19 protein-coding genes are annotated in these 21,075 nt (G+C 45.1%); 7 read left to right on the top strand and 12 right to left on the bottom strand.

Translation table 11 applies throughout. The annotated features are described in order from the left end of the window. Positions 1-86: 86 nt before the first annotated feature. The 3 genes from EGI32_RS14945 to EGI32_RS14935 all read right to left on the bottom strand — a co-directional run bounded on the left by EGI32_RS14945 (position 87) and on the right by EGI32_RS14935 (position 5,298). Positions 87-476, bottom strand: coding sequence for a GxxExxY protein (locus EGI32_RS14945; RefSeq protein WP_255156163.1), 390 nt, complete (start codon positions 474-476; stop codon positions 87-89). A gap of 193 nt (positions 477-669) precedes the next feature. Continuing rightward, positions 670-1,767: a VWA domain-containing protein gene (locus tag EGI32_RS14940; RefSeq protein ID WP_255156162.1), complete on the bottom strand. Its 1,098-nt coding sequence runs from the start codon at positions 1,765-1,767 to the stop codon at positions 670-672. A 243-nt stretch (positions 1,768-2,010) separates the two neighbouring features. Then, entirely contained in the window at positions 2,011-5,298 is a 3,288-nt protein-coding gene (locus EGI32_RS14935; protein WP_255156161.1) for a DUF2723 domain-containing protein, read from the bottom strand. A 247-nt stretch (positions 5,299-5,545) separates the two neighbouring features. Between EGI32_RS14935 and EGI32_RS14930 the strand changes: the two genes are divergently transcribed. Beyond that, positions 5,546-6,415 (top strand): DMT family transporter, encoded by an 870-nt coding sequence (locus EGI32_RS14930; protein ID WP_255156160.1) that lies wholly within the window; start codon positions 5,546-5,548, stop codon positions 6,413-6,415. Between the two features lie 136 nt (positions 6,416-6,551). Here EGI32_RS14930 and EGI32_RS14925 read toward each other — a convergent pair whose 3' ends face one another. Beyond that, entirely contained in the window at positions 6,552-6,968 is a 417-nt protein-coding gene (locus EGI32_RS14925; RefSeq protein ID WP_255156159.1) for an OsmC family protein, read from the bottom strand. 135 nt (positions 6,969-7,103) lie between these two features. On the opposite strand from EGI32_RS14925, the gene rpmB reads away from it, so the two are divergent. From rpmB to ftsY, 4 genes are all read left to right on the top strand, one after another. Then, a complete protein-coding gene (rpmB, locus tag EGI32_RS14920) occupies positions 7,104-7,340 on the top strand; it encodes a 50S ribosomal protein L28 (protein WP_255156158.1) in 237 nt (78 codons plus the stop codon). 26 nt (positions 7,341-7,366) lie between these two features. Beyond that, positions 7,367-7,549: a 50S ribosomal protein L33 gene (rpmG, locus tag EGI32_RS14915; RefSeq protein ID WP_255156157.1), complete on the top strand. Its 183-nt coding sequence runs from the start codon at positions 7,367-7,369 to the stop codon at positions 7,547-7,549. Positions 7,550-7,617: 68 nt separating this feature from the next. Then, complete coding sequence (locus EGI32_RS14910) at positions 7,618-7,788, top strand: DUF4295 domain-containing protein (protein ID WP_255156156.1); 171 nt, start codon at positions 7,618-7,620, stop codon at positions 7,786-7,788. 194 nt (positions 7,789-7,982) lie between these two features. Beyond that, positions 7,983-8,951 (top strand): signal recognition particle-docking protein FtsY, encoded by a 969-nt coding sequence (ftsY, locus tag EGI32_RS14905; protein WP_255156155.1) that lies wholly within the window; start codon positions 7,983-7,985, stop codon positions 8,949-8,951. A gap of 358 nt (positions 8,952-9,309) precedes the next feature. Here the strand turns inward: ftsY and EGI32_RS14900 are convergent, their stop codons facing one another. The 5 genes from EGI32_RS14900 to EGI32_RS14880 all read right to left on the bottom strand — a co-directional run bounded on the left by EGI32_RS14900 (position 9,310) and on the right by EGI32_RS14880 (position 14,067). Beyond that, the gene (locus EGI32_RS14900) at positions 9,310-9,612 is read right to left on the bottom strand and encodes a hypothetical protein (protein ID WP_255156154.1); all 303 of its coding nucleotides are present in this window, start codon (positions 9,610-9,612) and stop codon (positions 9,310-9,312) included. Further along, complete coding sequence (gene surE / locus EGI32_RS14895; protein ID WP_255156153.1) at positions 9,609-10,424, bottom strand: 5'/3'-nucleotidase SurE; 816 nt, start codon at positions 10,422-10,424, stop codon at positions 9,609-9,611. Before surE ends, EGI32_RS14900 begins: the two co-directional genes overlap by 4 nt. A 10-nt stretch (positions 10,425-10,434) precedes the next feature. Next, positions 10,435-10,902: a hypothetical protein gene (locus EGI32_RS14890; RefSeq protein WP_255156152.1), complete on the bottom strand. Its 468-nt coding sequence runs from the start codon at positions 10,900-10,902 to the stop codon at positions 10,435-10,437. Positions 10,903-11,126: 224 nt separating this feature from the next. Then, positions 11,127-12,479: a hypothetical protein gene (locus EGI32_RS14885; RefSeq protein ID WP_255156151.1), complete on the bottom strand. Its 1,353-nt coding sequence runs from the start codon at positions 12,477-12,479 to the stop codon at positions 11,127-11,129. 19 nt (positions 12,480-12,498) lie between these two features. Continuing rightward, on the bottom strand, positions 12,499-14,067 hold the full coding sequence (locus tag EGI32_RS14880; protein ID WP_255156150.1) for a tail fiber domain-containing protein: 1,569 nt from the start codon (positions 14,065-14,067) through the stop codon (positions 12,499-12,501). 310 nt (positions 14,068-14,377) lie between these two features. Here EGI32_RS14880 and EGI32_RS14875 point away from each other — a divergent pair, with 310 nt between their 5' ends. Together EGI32_RS14875 and EGI32_RS14870 are read left to right on the top strand one after the other, a co-directional pair. Next, positions 14,378-15,133 carry a LexA family transcriptional regulator gene (locus EGI32_RS14875; protein ID WP_255156149.1) on the top strand — a complete coding sequence of 252 codons (756 nt, stop codon included), beginning with the start codon at positions 14,378-14,380 and terminating at the stop codon, positions 15,131-15,133. A gap of 315 nt (positions 15,134-15,448) precedes the next feature. Next, positions 15,449-15,901 carry a single-stranded DNA-binding protein gene (locus EGI32_RS14870; protein WP_255156148.1) on the top strand — a complete coding sequence of 151 codons (453 nt, stop codon included), beginning with the start codon at positions 15,449-15,451 and terminating at the stop codon, positions 15,899-15,901. Between the two features lie 92 nt (positions 15,902-15,993). Here the strand turns inward: EGI32_RS14870 and EGI32_RS14865 are convergent, their stop codons facing one another. The 3 genes from EGI32_RS14865 to EGI32_RS14855 all read right to left on the bottom strand — a co-directional run bounded on the left by EGI32_RS14865 (position 15,994) and on the right by EGI32_RS14855 (position 21,044). Next, positions 15,994-16,272, bottom strand: coding sequence for a hypothetical protein (locus tag EGI32_RS14865; protein ID WP_255156147.1), 279 nt, complete (start codon positions 16,270-16,272; stop codon positions 15,994-15,996). A 199-nt stretch (positions 16,273-16,471) separates the two neighbouring features. Then, the gene (locus EGI32_RS14860) at positions 16,472-20,140 is read right to left on the bottom strand and encodes a T9SS type A sorting domain-containing protein (RefSeq protein ID WP_255156146.1); all 3,669 of its coding nucleotides are present in this window, start codon (positions 20,138-20,140) and stop codon (positions 16,472-16,474) included. Positions 20,141-20,519: 379 nt separating this feature from the next. Beyond that, a complete protein-coding gene (locus EGI32_RS14855) occupies positions 20,520-21,044 on the bottom strand; it encodes a DUF4199 domain-containing protein (protein ID WP_255156145.1) in 525 nt (174 codons plus the stop codon). Between the last annotated feature and the right edge of the window lie 31 nt (positions 21,045-21,075).

Raw genomic sequence — 21,075 nt, 5'->3', positions numbered from 1 at the left:
CTATTGAAGTTTTAATTTTTTTTTTACCGGGAAGACGGGAAGAAATGGAAATCGTAATATTTTTTTCTTCCCGCCTTCCCGGCAAACTATTCGATACAATATCTTCTCGTCCCGTCTTTAATCCATCTTGCATTGAAGTTGATCAAAAAACCAACATGCAACCCGCTGAGTTTGATATGACTCATGATCTGCGCCTGCCAGATCGGGTTGACAGTTTCAACCGCTTTGAATTCGCAAATGATCATGTCGGCAACCAAAATATCTATTACAAGACCATTATCAAACTCAAGGCCGTCATAAACTATGGGCAGATGAACTTGCCTCTTGAAAGGTATCCCACGCTTTTTAAGTTCGTGACAAAAACATGTTTCGTAAACCTTTTCTAATAAACCAGGCCCAAGTTCATAATGAACTGCATAGGCGCAACTTACTATCTCTTTACATAGATACTCTTCTTGTTCGTTTAAAACATACATGATATTTATTTTTCTGATGAGTAAAATTTATCAGAACTAAACTATCACGTATACAATTAAAACAAGAAGAATTTTCATGCGTTTTTACCGGCTAAACGAAGAGATTATTACCAGTAAAACTTGTTGTGTTGCCGGGAAGACGGGAAGAAAACAGATTTTATTTTTTTTCTTTCCGTCTTCCCGGCAAAATTTTTTAGTACACCGTCTTCCTTTTCCCACTCTCAAAATCTTTGAATATAAATGAGCCAAGCTTATCCAGCGATGCAAAAAACGCTTTCCCATGATTGGCCTCGGTAAATTCCTGCACAAATTTTTGTAAATACGGATCGCTCGCTATCATGAACGTAGTGATCGGTATCTTCAGTTTTTTACATTGTGTAGCCAGGCTCATGCACCGGTTCAATATTTTGCGGTCGATACCAAAACTGTTCTTATAATATCTTGCGCCCACTTTCAGGCAGGTCGGTTTGCCATCGGTGATCATAAATATCTGCTTATTGGGGTTTCGCCTGCGGCGAAGGATATCCATGGCCAGTTCGAGCCCGGCAACTGTATTGGTATGATACGGCCCCACCTGCAGGTATGGAAGATCTTTTATCTCGATCGTCCAGGCATCGTTCCCAAACACCACGATGTCTAATGTGTCTTTCGGGTACTTTGTCTTGATGAGTTCGGCCAGTGCCATGGCCACTTTTTTCGCCGGTGTTATCCTGTCTTCACCATAAAGTATCATGGAGTGGGAGATGTCGATCATCAGTACCGTAGAGGTCTGCGATTTAAAATCGGTTTCCCTGATCTCCAGGTCGTCTTCCTGCATCCTGAAACTGTCGATACCGTGGTTGATCTGCGCATTGCGGATGGAAGAAGTGAAATCTATCTGCTCCATCGTATCGCCAAACTGGAAAGGCCTTGTTTCAGGATTGATCTCATCGCCACCACCCGGCTTAAAAGTATGATGATTGCCTTGTTTGGTCTTTTTGATCTTTCCGAAGATCTCTTCGAGGCTCTTCTTGCGGATGCCTTGTTCGGTCTTCGGCGTGATCTTTATTTCCCCATTTTCCTTGCCTTCATCGATATAGCCTTTCTGTTTCAATTCTTCCAGGAAATCACCGATGCCATAATCATCGTTGGTGAGTTTATATTCTTTATCCAGCTCGTTGAGCCATTGCATCGCTTCGCCAAAATCGCCGCTGGTATAAGTCAGCAGTTGCATGAACAGATCAAGCAGCTGTTGAAATTTTGTCTGGGCATTTTGTGAAGGATCGTATTTGGAGAAGTTGAAGCCTTTCATAATATTTTATTACACAAATTTTGAAACAAGAATTACACGAATTTGGAAGTTACTTGGCTCTGTCAGCCTGAGCTTGTTGAAGGCAGATAAGTATTTAAACCGCCTTCGACAAGCTCAGGCTGACAGATGGGCGGCATTCTTCATTCTAACGCAATTTACATAACAAACAACTGGCCGATTTGTTAAATGCGTAAATAAAAAGCCCCGCTTTTCAGCAGGGCTTTTACATATTCGTTTATTGACTTATTTGTTGGTATCGGTCGGTGGAGGAATGGTGGTGCCGGTTTCCTGCGGAATAGCCGTCCTTTTGGAGAATTCCTGTTTGATCTGCTCCAATCCACGCAGGAAATTTTCATTCCTGGCTTCTTCTCTTTCCAGGGCTTCCCTTTTCCATCCTTCGAGGCTCTGGTAGTATACCTGCTGCTGCTCGATGTCTTTTTTCAGGCTGGCCGTCACTTTTTCCACCAGTTTCATATCTTCTGCTTTGTAAGCAGCAATGAGGAACTGGAAGGAGATCTGGTTGTGCTGTTGTCCGCGGCTGGTATATCCGTACGGGAAGTTGCCGTCGAGCATCATCTGGTCGCAACGGTTCAGCATTTTGCGGGCTTTTGCTTTGCCTTCTTCACCGCCTTCGGCAAGATTGCCCGAAGCCTGTGCATAAGCCAGGCGGATGCTATTGAGGTGCCTGCGGTTTTCTTCGTCAAAATAAACACCTGCTTTGTCTGCCCCACCAAACACGAATGTGTTCATCAGCTTGTCGAAGATCCAATCCTTGTTCACATCATTCGACATATTCAGTACCGGAACGAGCCTGTAAGAAAGCCCATCCTGGCGCAGGTAATTCTGGAAGCCAAGATTATCGTACGGAGAAGTGAAGTAGATCGGGCGTTTCCATTTGTTGGAAGCGATGATGTTCAAAATAGCGGCATCATTTTTATACAAAGCCGATTTCGGTATTTCAAATTCCAGTTGTTTTACCACGCTGTCATTTGCATTCACGGTTTTGTTCTGCCTTACAAAATTTTCGTCTACCGGTACGGTCACTTTCCTGGTAGGGAAGAGGTTCAGGGTAGAACCTTCCCTTACCATTACTTTTGAAGGGTCGTCGCTGCCGGCGTAATCTTTCATCATGGTATAAAGGTCCATCGGGCGTGAAGGGTCGGTGCCTGCTACCGGGGCATTGTACACCACATCGCGTTTCGAACCTTCGATCTGTTCTGCGCTCCAGATCGGATCCATCGGGTCGCTGTCGTTTACTTTATAACGCAGCTGGTTGATGTACCAGTCGGTACCCAGCAGGCTGCTGTTGATCACCCTTACATCGGTACGGATGCCCTGCACTTCCTGTGCGTACCAGAGCGGGTAAGTATCGTTATCGCCGAATGTGATGAGGATAGCGTTCTTTTCGCAGCTCTGCAGGTAATCGATCGCCAGATCCCTTGCCAGTACTTTTTTGCTCCTGTCGTGGTCATCCCATTCCTGGCTGGCCATCAATACCGGTACTGCCAGCAGGCAAACCAATGCGGCTGCATAACCCGCGGTCTTTGCATTTTTTGTAGCAGAGAAAAACAGGTCTTTTACATACAGCACGCCCAATCCGATCCAGATGCTGAATGCGTAGAAAGAACCTACAAACGCATAATCCCTTTCCCTTGGCTGGTTGCCCGCCATGTTGAGGTAAAAAGCAATGGCGATACCGGTAAAGAAGAAAAGCAAGCCAGTTACCAGTGCATCGCGGTCGTCTTTTTTAGCCTGGTAAAACAGGCCAAGAAGCCCGAGGATGAATGGAAGGGCGAATAATTTATTGTTCGCTTTGTTATTTTTAAGCGTATCCGGAAGGGTGCTTTGATCGCCCAGCCTGATCTTATCGATGAAACCGATGCCGGTCTTCCAGTTGCCATCGCGAACATTGTTCATATAAACACCCTGGTTATCGTTTTGTTTGCCGGCAAAATTCCACATGAAATAACGGAAGTACATCCAGTTCATCTGGTAGGCCATGAAGAATTTGAAGTTGTCGCCGATAGATGGTTTGGCTACTTCGCCATCTTCTGTGAGGTAATTGCCATCGCTGTCTTTTTTGAAAGAATCGGTGCCGGGGTTTTGCTGCAGCCCCATCCAGGCGGCGTAATAATCAGCCCTACCCTGGTCGTTGCTGGCATCCCACATTCTTGGGAAGAAATGTGTTGCGCCGGGCGCATATACGTAAGATTCCAGTTTCCTTCCGGAAAGTTCATATTTATCTTTTCCTTTTACATAGGAATTAACCATTTTATAATCCTGTACCTGATCGGTAAAATCCTGTCCGTACAGGATCGGCCAGTCGCCGTATTGCTCGCGGGAAAGGTAGCTTAAGAAGTTCACCGGGTTATCTACTTCGTTCATATCCAGGGCTACGTTGGCGTTACTGCGAACAAGCGTGGTGAAATATGAAGAGAAGCAACCCAACAGTATGAACAGGAAGCACCACAGGCTGAGTTTCAAAAATTTGAGGTTGGATAATTTTACAAAATACGTACCTGCTACCGCTGCACCGATAATGATGATCCGTACAAAGATCCTTCCGCCCAGGCCGTCATCGCCTGAATAAAGGATGGCAGGGAGGATCAGGAATGCAATCAGGGATCCGAACCAGATACCCATTTTGGCCTTGGTCACTTTTTCTTCCCTGAACCTCAGCCCGATCAGCAACAATAGAACTACTACGATGAAATAGAAGGCGAAACCGGAGAAGAAAGGCAATCCGAAGTTATTTTTGAAAAGGATATCCAGGTTGCCCGCATCTTTAACGGTCCACTGGATAAGGGCCTTCTGCATGAAACCGGTGATGACACAACCGATGATGAATGCGAAGAAAGTCCTCCATTTGGTTACCCTGTACCTTTTGAAATAATAGATCATTACGATCGCCGGGATGGTAAGCAGGTTCAATAAATGCACACCGATCGACAATCCCATCAGGAAAAATATAAGGATGATCCACCTGTCGGCTTTGGTAAAATGGCCTTTGATACCGGCCAGTTGTTCGGCGGTAACATTGTTTTCCCATTTCAGCATCAGCCAGAAAAGCAATGCGGTGAAGAAAGAGGAAAGAGCGTATACTTCGCCTTCTACAGCGCTATACCAGAATGAATCGGAGAAAGTATATGCCAATGCTCCCACAACACCTGCAGCCATGATGGCGAACAATTTTCCTCCATCGGGTTGTTCGTTATCTTTTACCAGCAGTTTTTTTGCAAAATGAGTGATGGTCCAGAACAGGAATAAGATGGTAAAACCACTGGCGAGCGCACTCATCAGGTTGATACCGGTGGCGGCATGTTCAGGGCCAAATGGCGCCATGAAAAGCCTTCCTATTAATACGAAGAAAGGTGCACCCGGCGAGTGCGGAACCTGGAGCTTGTAGGCACTGGAGGCAAACTCGCCACAATCCCAGAAGCTTCCTGTAGCTTCCATGGTTAAAATGTACACTGAACAGGCAATGATGCAAACTACCCATCCGGTAATGTTGTTGATGCGTTTAAAGGTCATATCTGATAGTTGATTAAAGTGGGCAAATATAATAAAGTTTGGTTAAGAGTTTAGGGATTAGGGATTAGTGGTTATTTGCAGGTGCGTGCCTGTGGTGCGTACATCATGCAGGTTTAAATATCAGGTGAAAAAGATTGTTGGGTTTTAGAGAAATATAAGTGCTATGGAATGTAGTATTTTTGCAGATATAACAATTCTAAAATAACAAAATAAAGTACGCGCCACAGGCACGCACCTACAAACCAATTTGAAGAAAGCTTTTCTACAACTCCATGCAGCCGTATTTCTAGCCGGATTTACCGCGATCCTGGGCAAACTTATCGAACTCAACGAAGGCCTGCTGGTATGGTACCGCATGTGGATGACGGCATTGATGCTGGGAATATGGTTGCTGATACGGGGACAGCTGAAAAAACTCCCTTTCCGCGATGTGGCCAAAACAGCCGGGGTGGGACTGGTGATCGCGTTTCACTGGGTGGCTTTTTATGCCAGTGTAAAATATTCAACCGTATCGGTAGCGCTGGTGTGTTTTTCGGCTACGGGGTTCTTTACGGCAGTTTTTGAGCCCATTATGTTGCGCAAGCGGATCGTCTCGCAGGAATTGCTGCTCGGCATGCTCGCTATTTCAGGTATATATGTGATCTTCGATTTTCACCCGCAATATAAAGTGGGCATCGCTTTCGGCATCATCGCGGCTATGGGCAGCGCACTATTCCCGGTGATGAACAAACAATTGCTGCTCCGGCTGGAGCCACGTACGCTTACTATTTATGAAATGGCGGGCGGATGGGTGCTTTTCAACTTATTATTGCCGGTTTATCTTCATTTTTTTCCGGCCACCTATTACATACCCACCGGCGCCGACTGGGGCTGGCTCATCATTTTATCTGCGCTCTGCACGGTGGTATGTTTTGACCTGCAATTGAATGCGTTGAAAAAGATCTCCGCGTTTACGGCAAATCTTACCTACAACCTGGAGCCGGTTTATGGGATCATCCTGGCGTTCATTTTCTTCCAGGAGGGAAAAATGCTGAACGAATGGTTTTATCTCGGGCTGGGGCTGATCATGCTGGCGATAATATTACAGATGATCCGCGTGTCGCGGAATAAGAAATAAGGAATATAAAATAAGAAATAAGGAATCAGGAATGGGGCGAAAACCCCGTCAGCGGTTGAAAACCCTGACGGCGGTTTAAGGCAAGGAACCGCCGTCAGGGTTTTCAACCGCTGACGGGGTTTTGTTTTCTTATTCCTTATTCATACTTTATCTCCGTCTCCACTTTGGCGAAAGCCTTAAACATCGCCATTACCCCACAGTATTTATCTTCCGACAGGCCTACCGCCTTTTCCATTTTGGACCGGTCGGCTTCTGTCAGCTTTATTTTATAAACAATTTTCACCTGGTGGTAGATTCGGGGGTGTTCTTCCGTGAGAAAACCTTCCACATCCATGGTGAAATCGGAAAAACTAACTTTCATTTTGTTGAGGATAGACACTACATCAATGCCGGTACATCCTGCCAGGCTGGTGAGCATCAGCTTTTTAGGCCCCGGCCCGCTGTCGATGCCGCCTTCGGTAGGGGAAGCGTCCATCAACACTTCATGATCGCCGATCCCGGCATTGAAAGCCATGCCGCCTGTAAATTTTGTGGTAATAAAATGACTTGCCATAGAGATTATTTGGGTGTAAATTGCATGAAAATTAGGAGATTGGAAGTTATTTACAGGGGTTTTGTAAAATAATTAGATTTTATTAGTTGTATATGAACATTTTTCATTACTTTTGCCGTCCAAAATTTTAGGACAATGGCTAGAGTATGTCAACTTACAGGAAAGAGACCAATTACAGGTAATAAGGTATCACATTCCAACATCAAAACAAAGCGCAGGTTTTTACCAAATTTGCAAACCAAGCGTTATTTCCTTGCAGAGGAAGACACATGGGTGACCATGAAAGTTTCTTCAGAAGCTATCAGGACCATCAATAAGAATGGTTTGTATTCTGTGGTTAAAGAAATGCGTGCTGCAGGCGTAAAAATCTAATTTAAGCGTTTTTAAAATAAATAACAATGGCAAAGAAAGGAAACAGAGTACAGGTAATTCTGGAATGTACGGAGCACAAGACCAGTGGTCAGCCCGGCACAAGCCGTTACATCTCTACCAAAAACAAAAAGAACACTCCTGAGCGTCTGGAGTTAAAGAAATTTAACCCGATCCTTAAGAAAGTAACTGTTCACAAAGAAATCAAGTAATCAATCTGCTGATCATCGAAAGATAGTTAGCTGATTATATATCATTACAATTTTTAAATTAACTACCAATGGCAAAAGCAGCATCAAAGAACGCTAAGGTTAAGGATTTGAAAGCAGCAGCAGATGCGAAGAACTGGACAAAAGTGATCCGCACTGTACGCAGTCCTAAGACTGGTGCGTATACTTTCAAAGAACAGATCGTTCACAAGGATAAGGTTACCGACTTCCTCGCTAAATAATCGTCTTATTTTTTGATAAATTTATAGAAGCTGTTCCGTTTACGGGATGGCTTTTTTAGTTTCTCAAATGTAAGATCTATGATGTATGATGTATGATCTGAAGAACGTTCTAAGGGTCATACGTAACGTATCATACATCATACATCTTACATCATACATTATGTTATCTTTGCCCTCTAAAACAACCACCACCAATGGGTCTTTTTGATAAATTATTTGGAAAAAAACAACAGCAGGAAACCATCGACCAGGGGCTTCAGAAGACCCGGGAAGGTTTTTTAGGAAAAATCACCAAAGCCATCGCCGGCAAGAGTACTGTAGATGCTGAAGTGCTTGACAACCTGGAAGATGCACTCGTTAGCGCCGATGTTGGGGTAGAAACTACCGTACAGATCATAGAAAAGCTGGAAAAAAGGGTGGCGAAAGATAAGTACCTGAACACCGCCGAACTGAATACCATCCTCCGGCAGGAGATCCAGGACATCCTGGTGGCTGCGCCGGGCGATACCAGCTACGAAAATTACGAGCTCCCCAAAGGGCATTCGCCACATATCATATTAGTAGTGGGGGTAAATGGGGTGGGCAAAACCACCACGATCGGCAAACTGGCGCATAATTTCTCCAAAGCCGGCAAATCCGTATTACTCGGTGCCGCGGATACCTTCCGTGCCGCCGCGGTAGATCAGCTGACCATCTGGAGCGAACGCACCGGCGTGGATATCGTTAAAAAAGAAATGGGCAGCGATCCTGCATCCGTAGCATATGATACCGCCATCAGCGGCGTTGCCAAAAAAGTGGACGTGATCATCATCGATACCGCGGGAAGGCTCCACAACAAGCTTCACCTGATGGATGAGCTTACGAAGATCAAACGTGTCATACAAAAAGTGATTCCCGAAGCACCCCATGAAGTGTTGCTGGTGCTCGATGGCAGCACAGGGCAAAATGCACTCGAACAAGCCAAACAATTTACCGCTGCCACGGAGGTAACAGCACTTGCCATCACCAAGCTGGATGGCACCGCAAAAGGCGGGGTGGTGTTGGCCATTGCCAATCAATTCAAGATACCGGTAAAATTTATCGGGGTGGGGGAACAGGCAACGGATCTGCTGGTGTTCGATAAGCAGCAGTTTGTGAACGGGCTTTTTAATCAACCGATATAAAGGTTCAAAAGTTCAAAAGTTCAAAAGTTTACTACACTTCATTAGAATGTTAAGCTTTTGAACCTTTTGAACCGGCTACAAAAAAAGAGGAGCCCCCAAGACTAGGGGCTCCGTTTACCAAAACTAACTGCTTATGAGAAATTCTTAATTGTAATATTGAGATACAAATCTCGCAACATTGAGCAACATTCGCTGTTAATAAATAGCCAATGATGTATTAAAGGAGCGTTAAGAAAGTCAAAGACGATCACCGACCAACGGCAACAGGCCACAGCCGATATATGCAAAAGGACTTTCGAATGAAAGTCCTTTTGCATATATCGGCTGTAGTCCGTCGTCCGTAGTCTGTCGTCGTTCTTTACGAAAACGTTTTCATCAGCAGTATCACCAGGCCATATACACAGGTAAGTGCGAATATACCTTTAGCCGTTTTGTCCCTGCGGCCATTGATGTAAACGGTGAAGAGTATAGCATTCACCAGCAAAGCCAGGCTGAGCGCTACAGATATGGTTCTGTGCCCCTGCTCCTTATACATATATTCGATCGTGTTGGCGAAAGTAAAAGAAGAAAATTTTGTGAACTTGAATATCAGCAATCCTACCAACGGGCCTATGAAGCCCAGGATAGCCCCGAAAATCAGGTTGTCTTTTTTAAAGATCATTGGAACAGTTTTGATTTTTCTAATTGTTTTTTCAACTCGTAATTCGTCAGGTCGAATTGTACCGGTACTACACTTACATAATTATTTTTGAGTGCCCATACATCGGTGTCTTTACCCTTGTCGAAGTTTTTGAATTCACCGGTAAGCCAGTAATATTTTTTCCCGTGAGGGTCCAGCCTTTCCGAAAAATCTTCTTCATATTTTGCATAAGCCTGTTTACAGATCTTGATGCCTTTTATTTTTTCAGGCGGAGCGATCGGGATGTTCACATTCAGCAGGAAATGTTTGACGAGTTTCTTGTTTAAGATAGCGCTCACCATTTTATGTACCACCTGTTTGGCGGCCGTAAAATCCGCGTCGTATTTATAATCCAGCAAAGAAAAACCGATGCTCGGAATTCCTTCGATGGCTGCTTCCATAGCTGCCGACATGGTGCCGCTGTACAACACGTTGATGGAATGGTTGGCACCGTGATTGATCCCGCTGAGGCAGATATCCGGCTTGCGGTGAAGTACTTTGTCTACCGCCAGTTTTACGCAGTCAACAGGCGTGCCGCTGGTTTGCCACGACTCCACATCATCTCCAAAGAAATTCACTTTATTCATCCTTAGCGGAAACCCGATCGTGATAGCATGTCCCATTCCGCTTTGCGGCCTTTCGGGCGCTACTACCACTATTTTGCCAAGCCCGCGTACAGCATCCACGAGGCTGCGTATACCCGGGCTGGTGATATCATCGTCATTGGTGATCAATATGATGGGCTGTTCTTTTTTTAGTACTGTTTTTTTTGCAGCAGCTTTTTTTGTCGCCATAAGTTTTAGTTTAATTGAACCACCTGAAAAGTGGTCTTGCTATCTCGTTACGAAACGGCCATGGAATAGAAATAAATATGATCAGTAAGGCAATGCCAAAAAAGATCAATGTCTTTTTGTGTTTTGCGGCAGAAGTGGTAGCTCTTTTTGCCGATGCCCGCCCGATGTGTACAAACACCAATGCTATCAGCATCATGGCCGCATGCTCTACGGTAAAGAACCGATCGTAGGCATTTTTCATGGTGGCACCCATGCCGTTTGTTTTGATCTTATCCAACCAGGAGTTGAGGAAGAACAACAGCAGGCCGAATAACAACTGAATATCGCAAAATATCATGAACAGTAAACTGCTCCTGTTATCACTTGCCGAATAAGGCCGTTTGGATGCAACTCCTGAAATGGCGCCAATCAAAGCCCATAGCCCGAAAATCAATACACCCCAGCGAAGGATGTTGTGTAAGATCAAAACTGTTTGCATAAAAATATTTTTTGCAAAAGTAATATAAATGATCTGTAACTGGATGCAGGTGCCGCCATCGTATATTGCCCCTCCCCTCAAAACTTTAAATATACCAAAAGCACCTGGAGTGTATCGGCGACATGGCTATGATCGTTTATCACTTGCCCCCATACATTCCGTTTTCAATAAACTAAATATAAAAAGGGCCGAAGCCCCTTTTTTAGATCAGGTAACGATATGATTTATTTTACAAAAGGAACCGTTTCCTTTGTACCATCCTCAAAAACAATGATAAGGTAGTAGCTTCCTGCAGGCAGGCCCGCGAGGCTGGGGGAGAGCTTGTTAATGCCTGGTTTTACAATAACTTTCTGCCTGATGAGTTCTGCACCTGCGGCGTTGATGATCTTCAGGTCGCCCGTAGTTTCTTTCACACTGCTGATGACCACAACAGAATTATTTGATACCGGCACCGGTTGGATCTTTACTGCAATATTCCTGTTTTTGCACGCACTTACTCTCTGCACGGCAGAAAAGGTAAATGAGCCATCTGCGTCAACAGATTTCAGGCGATAGTAATTTACCCCACCAACAGCGGAGCCGTCGGTAAAGCTGTATTCTCTGCCCACACTGCCGCCCGATGGCACCTGCGTATTTATATCATACCATTGCGCAGCGTTGGAACTGCGTTGCACTACAAATTTTTCCATATTGATCTCTTGTGCTGTTTTGAACCTGATGACAGTGTTGTCATGCTCGCAGGATGCAGTAAACGAAACGATCAAAACAGGCAAAGTGAAAGCATCACTTGTTAGTGTAAATCTTGCAAAGCTGTTCACGTTGCTTTTATTTACAAAATTGGAAGTGGTGTTCCTGCTGTTGAATCCTTCATCTGTAAAGCTCACACCGTTGTTGGTACTTTTGAAGAATTTGAGGCCGTTTTCATCAATGCCATCCAACTCCGCATCCAGGTAGTTGATGCGGAATATGGTGCCAAGGTTCACATTATTAGTTGGTGTGATGTCGTAATACCTGAGAATGCTTTTGCCGGGCCCTGCGACCTGCTGCTTATGCCCACGCCTGATGACTACGTTCCCAAAATCTTCCGCGGAAGTAAAGGTGGCTCCAAGGTTGCCCGGATTTTCAGCCAGCGGGCCGTTCAGGTTTACCGTAAGCCCGATCGTTCCGCCCAACGGTGAGATAATCCTATTGGTTTCCGTTTCACCGGCAAGGCTGCCTGTAGGGGAAAGATTTATATTTTTTCCGTTGAGGTCCAGTATACCTGCCTGTAACACTACCTGGTTCTGCACTGCGAGGTCGTTTCCTATTTTTGCAGTGCCCGCAGTTTTATTGATGTACAGGTTTTGAATGCTGAGCGGAGTAGTACCGCTTAACATTCCATCGGTAGTGCCGCTGAGAAAAATGCTGGAAGATGTTATGTCACCGTTACCGTTGTTAACAAGATTACCGTTGTTAACAACAATGGAAATATTGCCGGTTGTTCTTAATGTGGCACCACTCTGGATCGTTAAGCCCTGCGCCAGTGAGGCCATGGCAGGCAGCATCAGCAGGGCAGTAATGAGTATTTTATTTTTCATTTTACTGTGTGCTTTTGACTTATTGGTTTAAAGAGGTTCTTACAGCGTTGATGGATGTTTCTTTTGCAGCGGCTATCTTGGCATCGTTCAATTGCTGCTGCATGGCAATGATCTGTTCCTGCATCTTATTGATTTTTGCGAGCTGATCTTTCAATGCTTCATTTTCCTCTTTCACTATTTTTAGTTCAGTTGCCACGTCTACGAGCCGCGTTTTGAGTAAGGCATTTTCTTCCTTCTGTACGGTAGTTCTTTTTTCAAGTCCCTGCAGCATGATCATCATGATGCCGTCCATATCAGCCCCTGCAAGTAATGTATCGCACCCGATATTGCCATATTTATCTTTACCGAATGAAGAGTAAATCTCCTGCGCCATTGGCCCGTAATGCCTGTAGGCGGCAGCACCCTTATAATTCCAGGAACCAAGTTTCAGGTTTGCAAGCCTGTTTAAAAAATATTCTTTGTCAGCTGCCGCAAATTTTTCTTTTTTAGTAGAATCCGATATGGATGACCAGGAGTTTCCGTTTGCAGCAAGCACGACGCCTGTTGCAGCGGTACCACCGGAAGTCAGCGCGCTGTAAAACCGGTATCCGCCGGCATATCTTGCTACAAACTGGTTATCGGCCAATGCCCTTACGGAATCAGTAGTCGATTCATCACCCATTACCATTGTTCCTGAATGGCCATTGTTAGTGGCGCGGTACCCTAAAGACACACAATAATCCTGTAAGGCCGTACAACGATAGCCGATTGCTACAGATCCCTGTCCGCCCGCTTTATTTGTATACCCGATAGCCGTGCCGCAAAAGCCTGACACGGTGTTGGATGCCCCCGAGCTGAAACCTGCCGTACCGGTAACCGTTACCGCAGAGCCAAATCCAACGCCTACTGTAGATGTAACATTCACCTGGTCTCCATAAGCAAAAGCGCCATACCCGCTTGCCCTCACCTGGTTGCCTCCGGCAAAAGTAAAGTCGTCCAGGTTAACATCATCCCATTCCGTACCGGTTGCACGCCCAAACCTCAGGGCGCCTCTTGGTGCAAACCACATGAACCTGGTGCCTGGTCCGGTGACGGGGATCTTGTTAGCAGCGCCGGTTGTATTGCCTACATCGAGTACTTTACCTACCGCAAGGATATTACCTACGGTATCGAAGCGAAATGCTTCGGCATCAAAAGTGATTCCATTCACAATGTTTTTTGTCTTGATGCTCACGCCACCGTTATCCAGTATCCTGATGCCGTTGGCAGTACCAGTTTTTGAAATATAATTGTTGCCAGCAACAAGATTCTGGAGCATTATGTGATTGCCCAGGTGATCCTGCATAGGTCCCCATGTGCTTCCGTTGTAATAATAAAATCCCGGTGTATTATCTGTCTGGTAAATGATAAGGCCGGTAGCAGGTGAGCTGATAAGGTTTCTTGCGTTGAGGTCCATACGGGGGATCAGTAATCCTTTGTTCGCGGATTTTACATCCAGGACCGCAGATGCGTCAGCAACGGTACCGTCCGTATTGATAGCAATGCTTTGAGCACGGACGAAAGATACGCTAATCAATAGCGCCGATAAAAAAAGCGAGAACTTCTTCATTGGAATGAGTTTAGCCGATTGGCGGTGAAAATTAGTTTTTAGAAGCAATTTACTTTGCTTAATACTATCAACCAATACCCTTTTTGGGTTATTAAATTTTTGCGATTTGCCCGGCCGCATGGGCGCATTTACCCGGTTTCCCCCGGAGGCTGATTTTTCTTCCGGCATGATATTCCCAAAACATCCATCGCATTGTATTTTTTATTTTTGCCTTTGCGCGAAATTCGGTGTGTATCTGCAATAAAAAATATCCTCAAAATTTTGTTTAACTAAAAAAATTAGTATATTTGTACTAATCAAATTAGTTGTCATGTCACAAGCCGGATTAAATTTGAAGTACCTGCGCAAGTTGCGTGGTTGGACGCAGGAAGAATTTGCCAATAAAGTAAACATCAAACGTTCGTTGGTAGGCGCTTACGAGGAAGAGCGTGCAGATCCGCGGCTGGATGTACTGGAGATCGTGGCCGATATTTTCAAGCTAAGTCTTGATGAACTGTTGCTGAAGGACCTCAGTAATCAATCCGGCAGTTACCTGATGAAAAGGCGTCAGCAAAAAATGATGACCGCCGACAGGAACGTGATCCATTTTGTACCGGTGAAAGCGGCTGCGGGTTATTTAGCCGGTTATGCCGACAGTGAATTCATCGACGAGCTGAATACATTTACCCTGCCGATGCTCAGCGGGGGCAACTACAGGGCTTTTGAGATCATCGGGGATAGTATGCTTCCTACTCCAAGTGGCAGCATCATCGTAGGCGAAAAAGTATCGGGTGGCATAGATGAAGTGAAATCCAATGCGGCCTATATAGTGGTGAGCCGCAATGAAGGGATCGTCTATAAAAGGATCGTAAAAAGTAATAAAACAAAAAATAAAGTCTCCCTGGTCAGTGATAATCCTACCTATCAGCCTTACCAGGTAAATACGGAAGATATCATCGAATTGTGGCAGGCACAGGTAGTGATCGGGAAAATAGCCCAGCAGCAACGTTGGGATGTGAATTCCCTGGCCAGCCTGGTCAATAATTTACAGGACCAGGTAAGCACATTGAAAAAGAAAATGAACTAAGTAGTGAATGGTGAATGGTGAAATCATCGTACTTTATAATGTGATAGTAGGCCCTGAATTGAGAAAAAAGTTACTTCTCTCAATAAGAGCCACGTTGTATGAGAAGTTCTTTGTACAATAAACGTTGGAATTTTACAAACTGCATTTAATTCGTGTAATTCGCGAAAATTCGTGTAATTAGTGTTAAGAAAATATGCATAACCTGTTCCGCCATTCTCAACATCTGTGATTAATTTTAAGGCAAAACCAGATACATCGATTAATAAACAATTCCGGCTGATCATCTGATGATCAGCGGGAGCAAAATTCACAGTTATGATTAAGTTACAAGTGATCGGCAACCTCGGAGGAGATTGCATTCAAAAAGAAGTGAACGGTAAAACCGTTATCAATTTCAATGTGGCGCACAGTGAAAAATTCAAGGATGCCCAGGGGAATTTAAAAGAAAGGACAACGTGGGTAAATTGCGCCTACTGGACAGATCGTACCGCGATCGTACAATATCTCACAAAAGGTAAAACCGTTTATGCCGAAGGAACACCCGAAGCAGATGGTTATACAAATAAAGAAGGCCAGGTAACCGCCACCCTTCGCATGAGGGTGCAAAATCTGCAATTGCTGGGTGGTAATCAGCAAGGCGAAGGAGGAAGTAATGCAGGGAATGTTTCCAACGTAGGGTACAACAACCCACCGGTAGCAAGAACACAACCATCCACGCCTTCACCGGCACCGGCATCAGTGTCATTGGATGATGACCTTCCGTTTTAAATTTTATCCGAAATGGCAAAAAATAAAAAGGCGTCCCGAAAACTTCGGGACGCCTTTTTATTTAATACTTTAACTATTTACGTTGAATAAGCTTAGGCCGTAGGATCCTGCACCGCGGCCAGGTTATTTTTCGTGTAGAAATTATCCCGGTGTTGCTGAAATTCTTCCACCAGGGTCCCCATAATTTCTATACTGGAATCCACCTCCGTATGTATATCAGGCAACTTATCATCCAGTATCGCTACCCCAAGATTGATATTGTCCGCTTCTATCTGGGCCAGCTTCTTTAATACGGAAGTCTGGCTGTTTTTCAGGTCATCCAGCTCCCTTAAAATCTTATCCATCAGGTCTAATTGCTGTAATTTTTCCATGTCTCTTTTTTTTAGTTAACACAGACTATCAAACAAGAACCATGCGGGGATCTATGATCTATGATGTAAGATCTATGATCTCTTAAGTATTGAAGGACTAACTATTAGCAGTTACTTCAATCCATACGTTTTACAGATCCCCGTTCGGACTATGTTCACCCGGGCTGGCCATCATACATCATACATCATAGATCATACATCACAGATATACGATTTTCTCTTTCACCACTTCCGCGGTTTCCACATCTTCGATCCTGAGTATATACATTCCTTTGATCATGGCAGCAGTTCGTGGCAGTTGTAATTTGCTGTTCCCATCTGCCGTGAAATTTCTGTTGCCGATCACCTGGCCAACTGTGTTGATAAGGCTGATCCTGTAATTATGTTTCCTGGTCACTTTGAAATCTATCGTAAGCATATCCCTTACCGGGTTCGGATAAATGCTGTACCATTTTTCTTCTTTATCATTTTGCAACATTACCACGCTGCTGTAAGTGATGGTTCCGTTTTTATTCACCAGGCGCAGGCGATATTGATTGGTTCCTTTCGACGGATTAACATCAGTGAACGAATAGCTATGTTCCGTACCGGTAGACAAAGAAATATCCGTTCTTCCAACAGGGGTATAAATTCCGTTGCCATTCTTTCTTTCAATAGTATAATGGCTCAGCGAACTTTCATCGGAGGCTTCCCATGTCAGCAGGTTGCCCGCGGCTGTTACCTGCCCTTTGAAATCCTGCAGCTTCACCGGAAGTACGATGTAACACAATCCATCGAGGTGGAACCAATAAGCCCTGTTGATACATCCGGAATTTACCGATACATAACATACATACCAGCCGGTTTCAAACAAGGTTACTTCAGGTATATAATAACTTGTAGCCGAGCCGATATAAGTGCTGTCCGCACTGTTGATCGTAGTTTTTTTATACCACGAATAAGTTGCATTGAGCATCGGGTCTATGCTGAGAGTAGTAGGTTGGGTAAAACAATTGCCGGTAGCTTCAATGCCCGTCATCGCCAGAGGCAGTATGCTGGCATCGCCTAAAGTGGCATTGCCACAGGCATCCAGCGCACGCAGCCTGATCAACGAATAGGTAGTGCCATTGTTGATATTGAAAATAGGGCTTGCTTGCGGGACACTGATGATCGACGGGAATGCCGGAATGCTGCCGATGATCTCGTAAGTAAATGGCGGCACACCACCCGAGGCGATAGCGCTCACACTAAATCCGTTTACATCACATTGATAAGCCGAAGACCTGCTCAGGTTGGGGAACTGGTAAGGCTGGATCGTGATGGTATCGCTGAATTTTTTATTGCAGCTATTTTCCGATGAAGTAAGAATATAAGTCCCTGGCCCCAGATCAGTGAAGGTGAAAACACCTCCGGATACTGAATTCGGAACAAGCGCCGGTGAATAGGTTACGCCATCTTTTTTAACGATACGGACAGTCAAGGCACCAAGGTTGGTATTCACCGCTATCTGGATATCACCGGACCCGTTTGCCCATGATGATCCCGGGCATTTTGGCAATACGGCAGGAACATGCGTGAAATAACTTGCCGGAGCGCCAAGCATTAATGTGTCCTTATTGCCACAATTATCAGTTGCGATGATGGTGTAAAAATTACCGGTAGGAATGCCCGGAATACTATCGATTGTAACACTGTTGGTGTTGTAGGAAGTGTCCATCAGCAGAGTGCCATTCGGCCTGATGATCCGGATGTTTACCGGTAAAGTTCCGCCACCCATGTTCAGGTTGAATTTGGCATATCCGAATGAGCAGGATCTTCCGCCACTTCCGTTAAGTGATACCACCACAGGGGCTTTTGAAAAACATTTGGTAATAGTGGTATCGTAACACCCATCCTTGACTTTTACGCAATAGCTGCCATAAGGAAGATCGTCGAATGTGCCCGTAAGGTTGCAGCCGATCAATACATTGTTGTTATCGTATAAACAAAATTGAGGATCGGTAAAATTGTTCATTCCGGTTACTGTTGCAGAAAAAGTACTGCACGAAGGATGATGCGTACTCACACTGGCATTGATGGCTGGCAGGGGAGGGGTAGCGCTGAAACAACGGATCAGCGTTGTATCCGGGCACATCACGCTGGCCTTGATGCAATAATCTCCATAAGGAAGATTGGCGAATACACCGGTACTGTCGCAAGCCAGCAACTGGTTGTTACTGTTATACAAACAATAGTTAGGCCTGATAAAATTATGGCTGCTTGCGGTAACGGTGAACGTGCTGCAGGTCCTGTTGGTGATGGCCGTCACCATATCATTGCTGATGGTAGGCATTGTTATCGAAAAGCAGCGGGTGATGGTGGTGTCCGTACAATCGTCGTGAACACTTACGCAATAATTTCCCAATGGGATGCTGTCAAAAATCCCCGTGTTGTTACAAACGATCACCACACCCGCGGTATCCAGCAGGCAATATTGCGGAAGCGTCATGCTATCGCCGTTTACGATGATGCCAAATACCGTACAGGTCACGTAAGCCGGGATGATCACATCCGGTAATACCGGAATGGGCGGTAATGGCTCGAAACACCTGGTGATAGTGGTGTCGCGGCAATTGTCTTTTGTTTTGATACAATACGGCCCGTAAGGAAGATCGGTGAAAACGCCCGTGGTATTGCAGGTTAACAAAGAATCAGCTGCATTGTACAGGCAGTAATCAGGATTGGTAAGGCCTGTCTGCCCGGTGATGGTGGCAGTGAAAGTGGTACAGGTCTTGTTGGTGATCAGCACAGTATTATTCACTGAAATGGGTGGTGGCGTAGCGGTGAAGCACCTGCTGATGGTAGTATCTGTGCAGGCGTCATGCGCCTTGATACAATAGTTTCCGTAGGGGATGCCCGTGAAAATACCGGAGCTGTTACAACTGATCAGCACATCCGCTGAATCGTAGAGGCAAAAATCGGGCGTGAAGAAATTCGTAACAGACAGCGATGCGGAAAAGCTGTTGCAGAGATAATTGTAGGTAGTGACAGTGCCTGCTGTGGATGGAATGAGCACCAGGGTTACCGTAGCTTTTTTGATGAGCCCGCAATTATCTTTCACGATCACATCAAATGTATTTTGCCCCGCCAGCGAAAAGGCGAATGTGGCATCTGCTGACCAGATGGTATCTCCCGGCGAACGTACGATGCCGTAAGTAAAGCCGGGTATGCCGCTTACAGTGCTGATGTTTCCGCGGCTATCCATCACCTTGATGAAACCAGTAGCTTCATCGCAGGCGGTTTTTGTAAAGGAATAAGAATCTATCCACCAGCTGTAATTGCCCACAGTGATCTGCCTGGTTTGTATACCGCCGCAGGAATCGGTGAGCCGGATGCTGTAATCACCGGCTATGAGGCCGGTGAAGATTCCGGTATCATTGCTGGTGCCGATACCCATCGGCGAAGGTGCTACAATGCTGTATGTGAAAGGCGCGAGCCCGTATTGCAATCCATTTACCGTGATGCTTCCGTTGTTGCCGTTGTCGCAGGTAACATCCTGTTTGCTCAACGTAAACCGCGGATCCTGGTAGTTGCCCAATACTTCCACATTCGGAATGCTGATCGTACAATTGTTGGTAATGTCGTTGACAGTGATCGTGTAAATTCCTGCAGATAGGCCGGTGATGGAATCGGTGGTGGTGTAATTCGTGTTCGTTGGCCCCGTTACTTTGTATTTATAATCCCCCGAGCCACCGGTTGCCACGATCTTGATAGAACCTGTAGCGGCACAACGCGATTCGTATGTACTGAATACAGCCGTTAAAGTGCTGCAGTCCTGGCTCTTGCCAAGCTGGGGCAAGAACAAAATGCCGAGTAGGGTGAATAAAAGTTGGGTGTAAAGTTTTCTCATAGTCAGAAATTAATGCCGGAAAAATAACCCGGAACCGTAGGGTTGAGCAGGTTTTCTTACCGGAGGTTGCAGCCGGATCGTATTTCGAAGTGCTGTCCGGCTGGTTTTTACAACGTGTGACTATGTACTTTTAGTATCGCAGGGTGGATAAATCGCTGAAACTGTTATTGGTACTACATTGTGTAGAATTTGGACTACACATTTCTGATGGTAAATTCACGGTAAAAAACGTGAAAAGGTTAAGATAGTTCAACAGTTCAAGAGGTTTAAAAGGTTCAACAGTTCAAAAGGTTCAAAAGGTTGAAAAACGAAGAGATTCAAATGCCCGGTCTGCTCCATAGTACCCCAACTTTTTGAACCTTTTGAACTGTTGAACCTTTTACACTGTCTTGGCTTTTTTCTTGAGAATCAACGCGGAGATCAGTGAGACCAGTAGGCCTATCGGCAGTATTTCCGCATAAGTCATCAATATCCTGATAAGCGGATTTTTATACATTTCGTTCATGTTGTTCATGTCTTTGATCTCTGCAGCGATCTTTGCCTCAGAAGCGCCGGAGGCTTTCAGGTCGGCGATCACATGTGCACTGTATTTTTCCAGGTAGTCCGGCACAAAAAATTGAAAGTCTATCATCCATACCAGCACATAAATGGACGAGCCGATCAGGCAGATGAATAAACCGATCTTAAATGCTTTACCAAAACTGATGATTCCCTGGTTGTACTTATCCCGGTAATTTTTTACCGCTACAAATATCATGGAGAAGGATATCAGCATGCCTGCATATCCGACCACCATGCTACCTTCGTAGTTATCGCCATTATAGCAGAGGTTAATGGATACGATCAGCAGGATCGTGAGCAATAAACCTGAAATAAGTCCGAAGACCAATACGTTTCTTTTCATTTTATTTTTGTTGAGGTGAAATAACGATGTA

This window comes from Ferruginibacter sp. HRS2-29 (assembly GCF_024343615.1).
In the GTDB taxonomy this organism is placed as follows: Bacteria; Bacteroidota; Bacteroidia; order Chitinophagales; family Chitinophagaceae; genus Ferruginibacter.
Note: the sequence above shows the minus strand (reverse complement) of the source record. Positions and strands in the feature narration are given on the sequence as shown.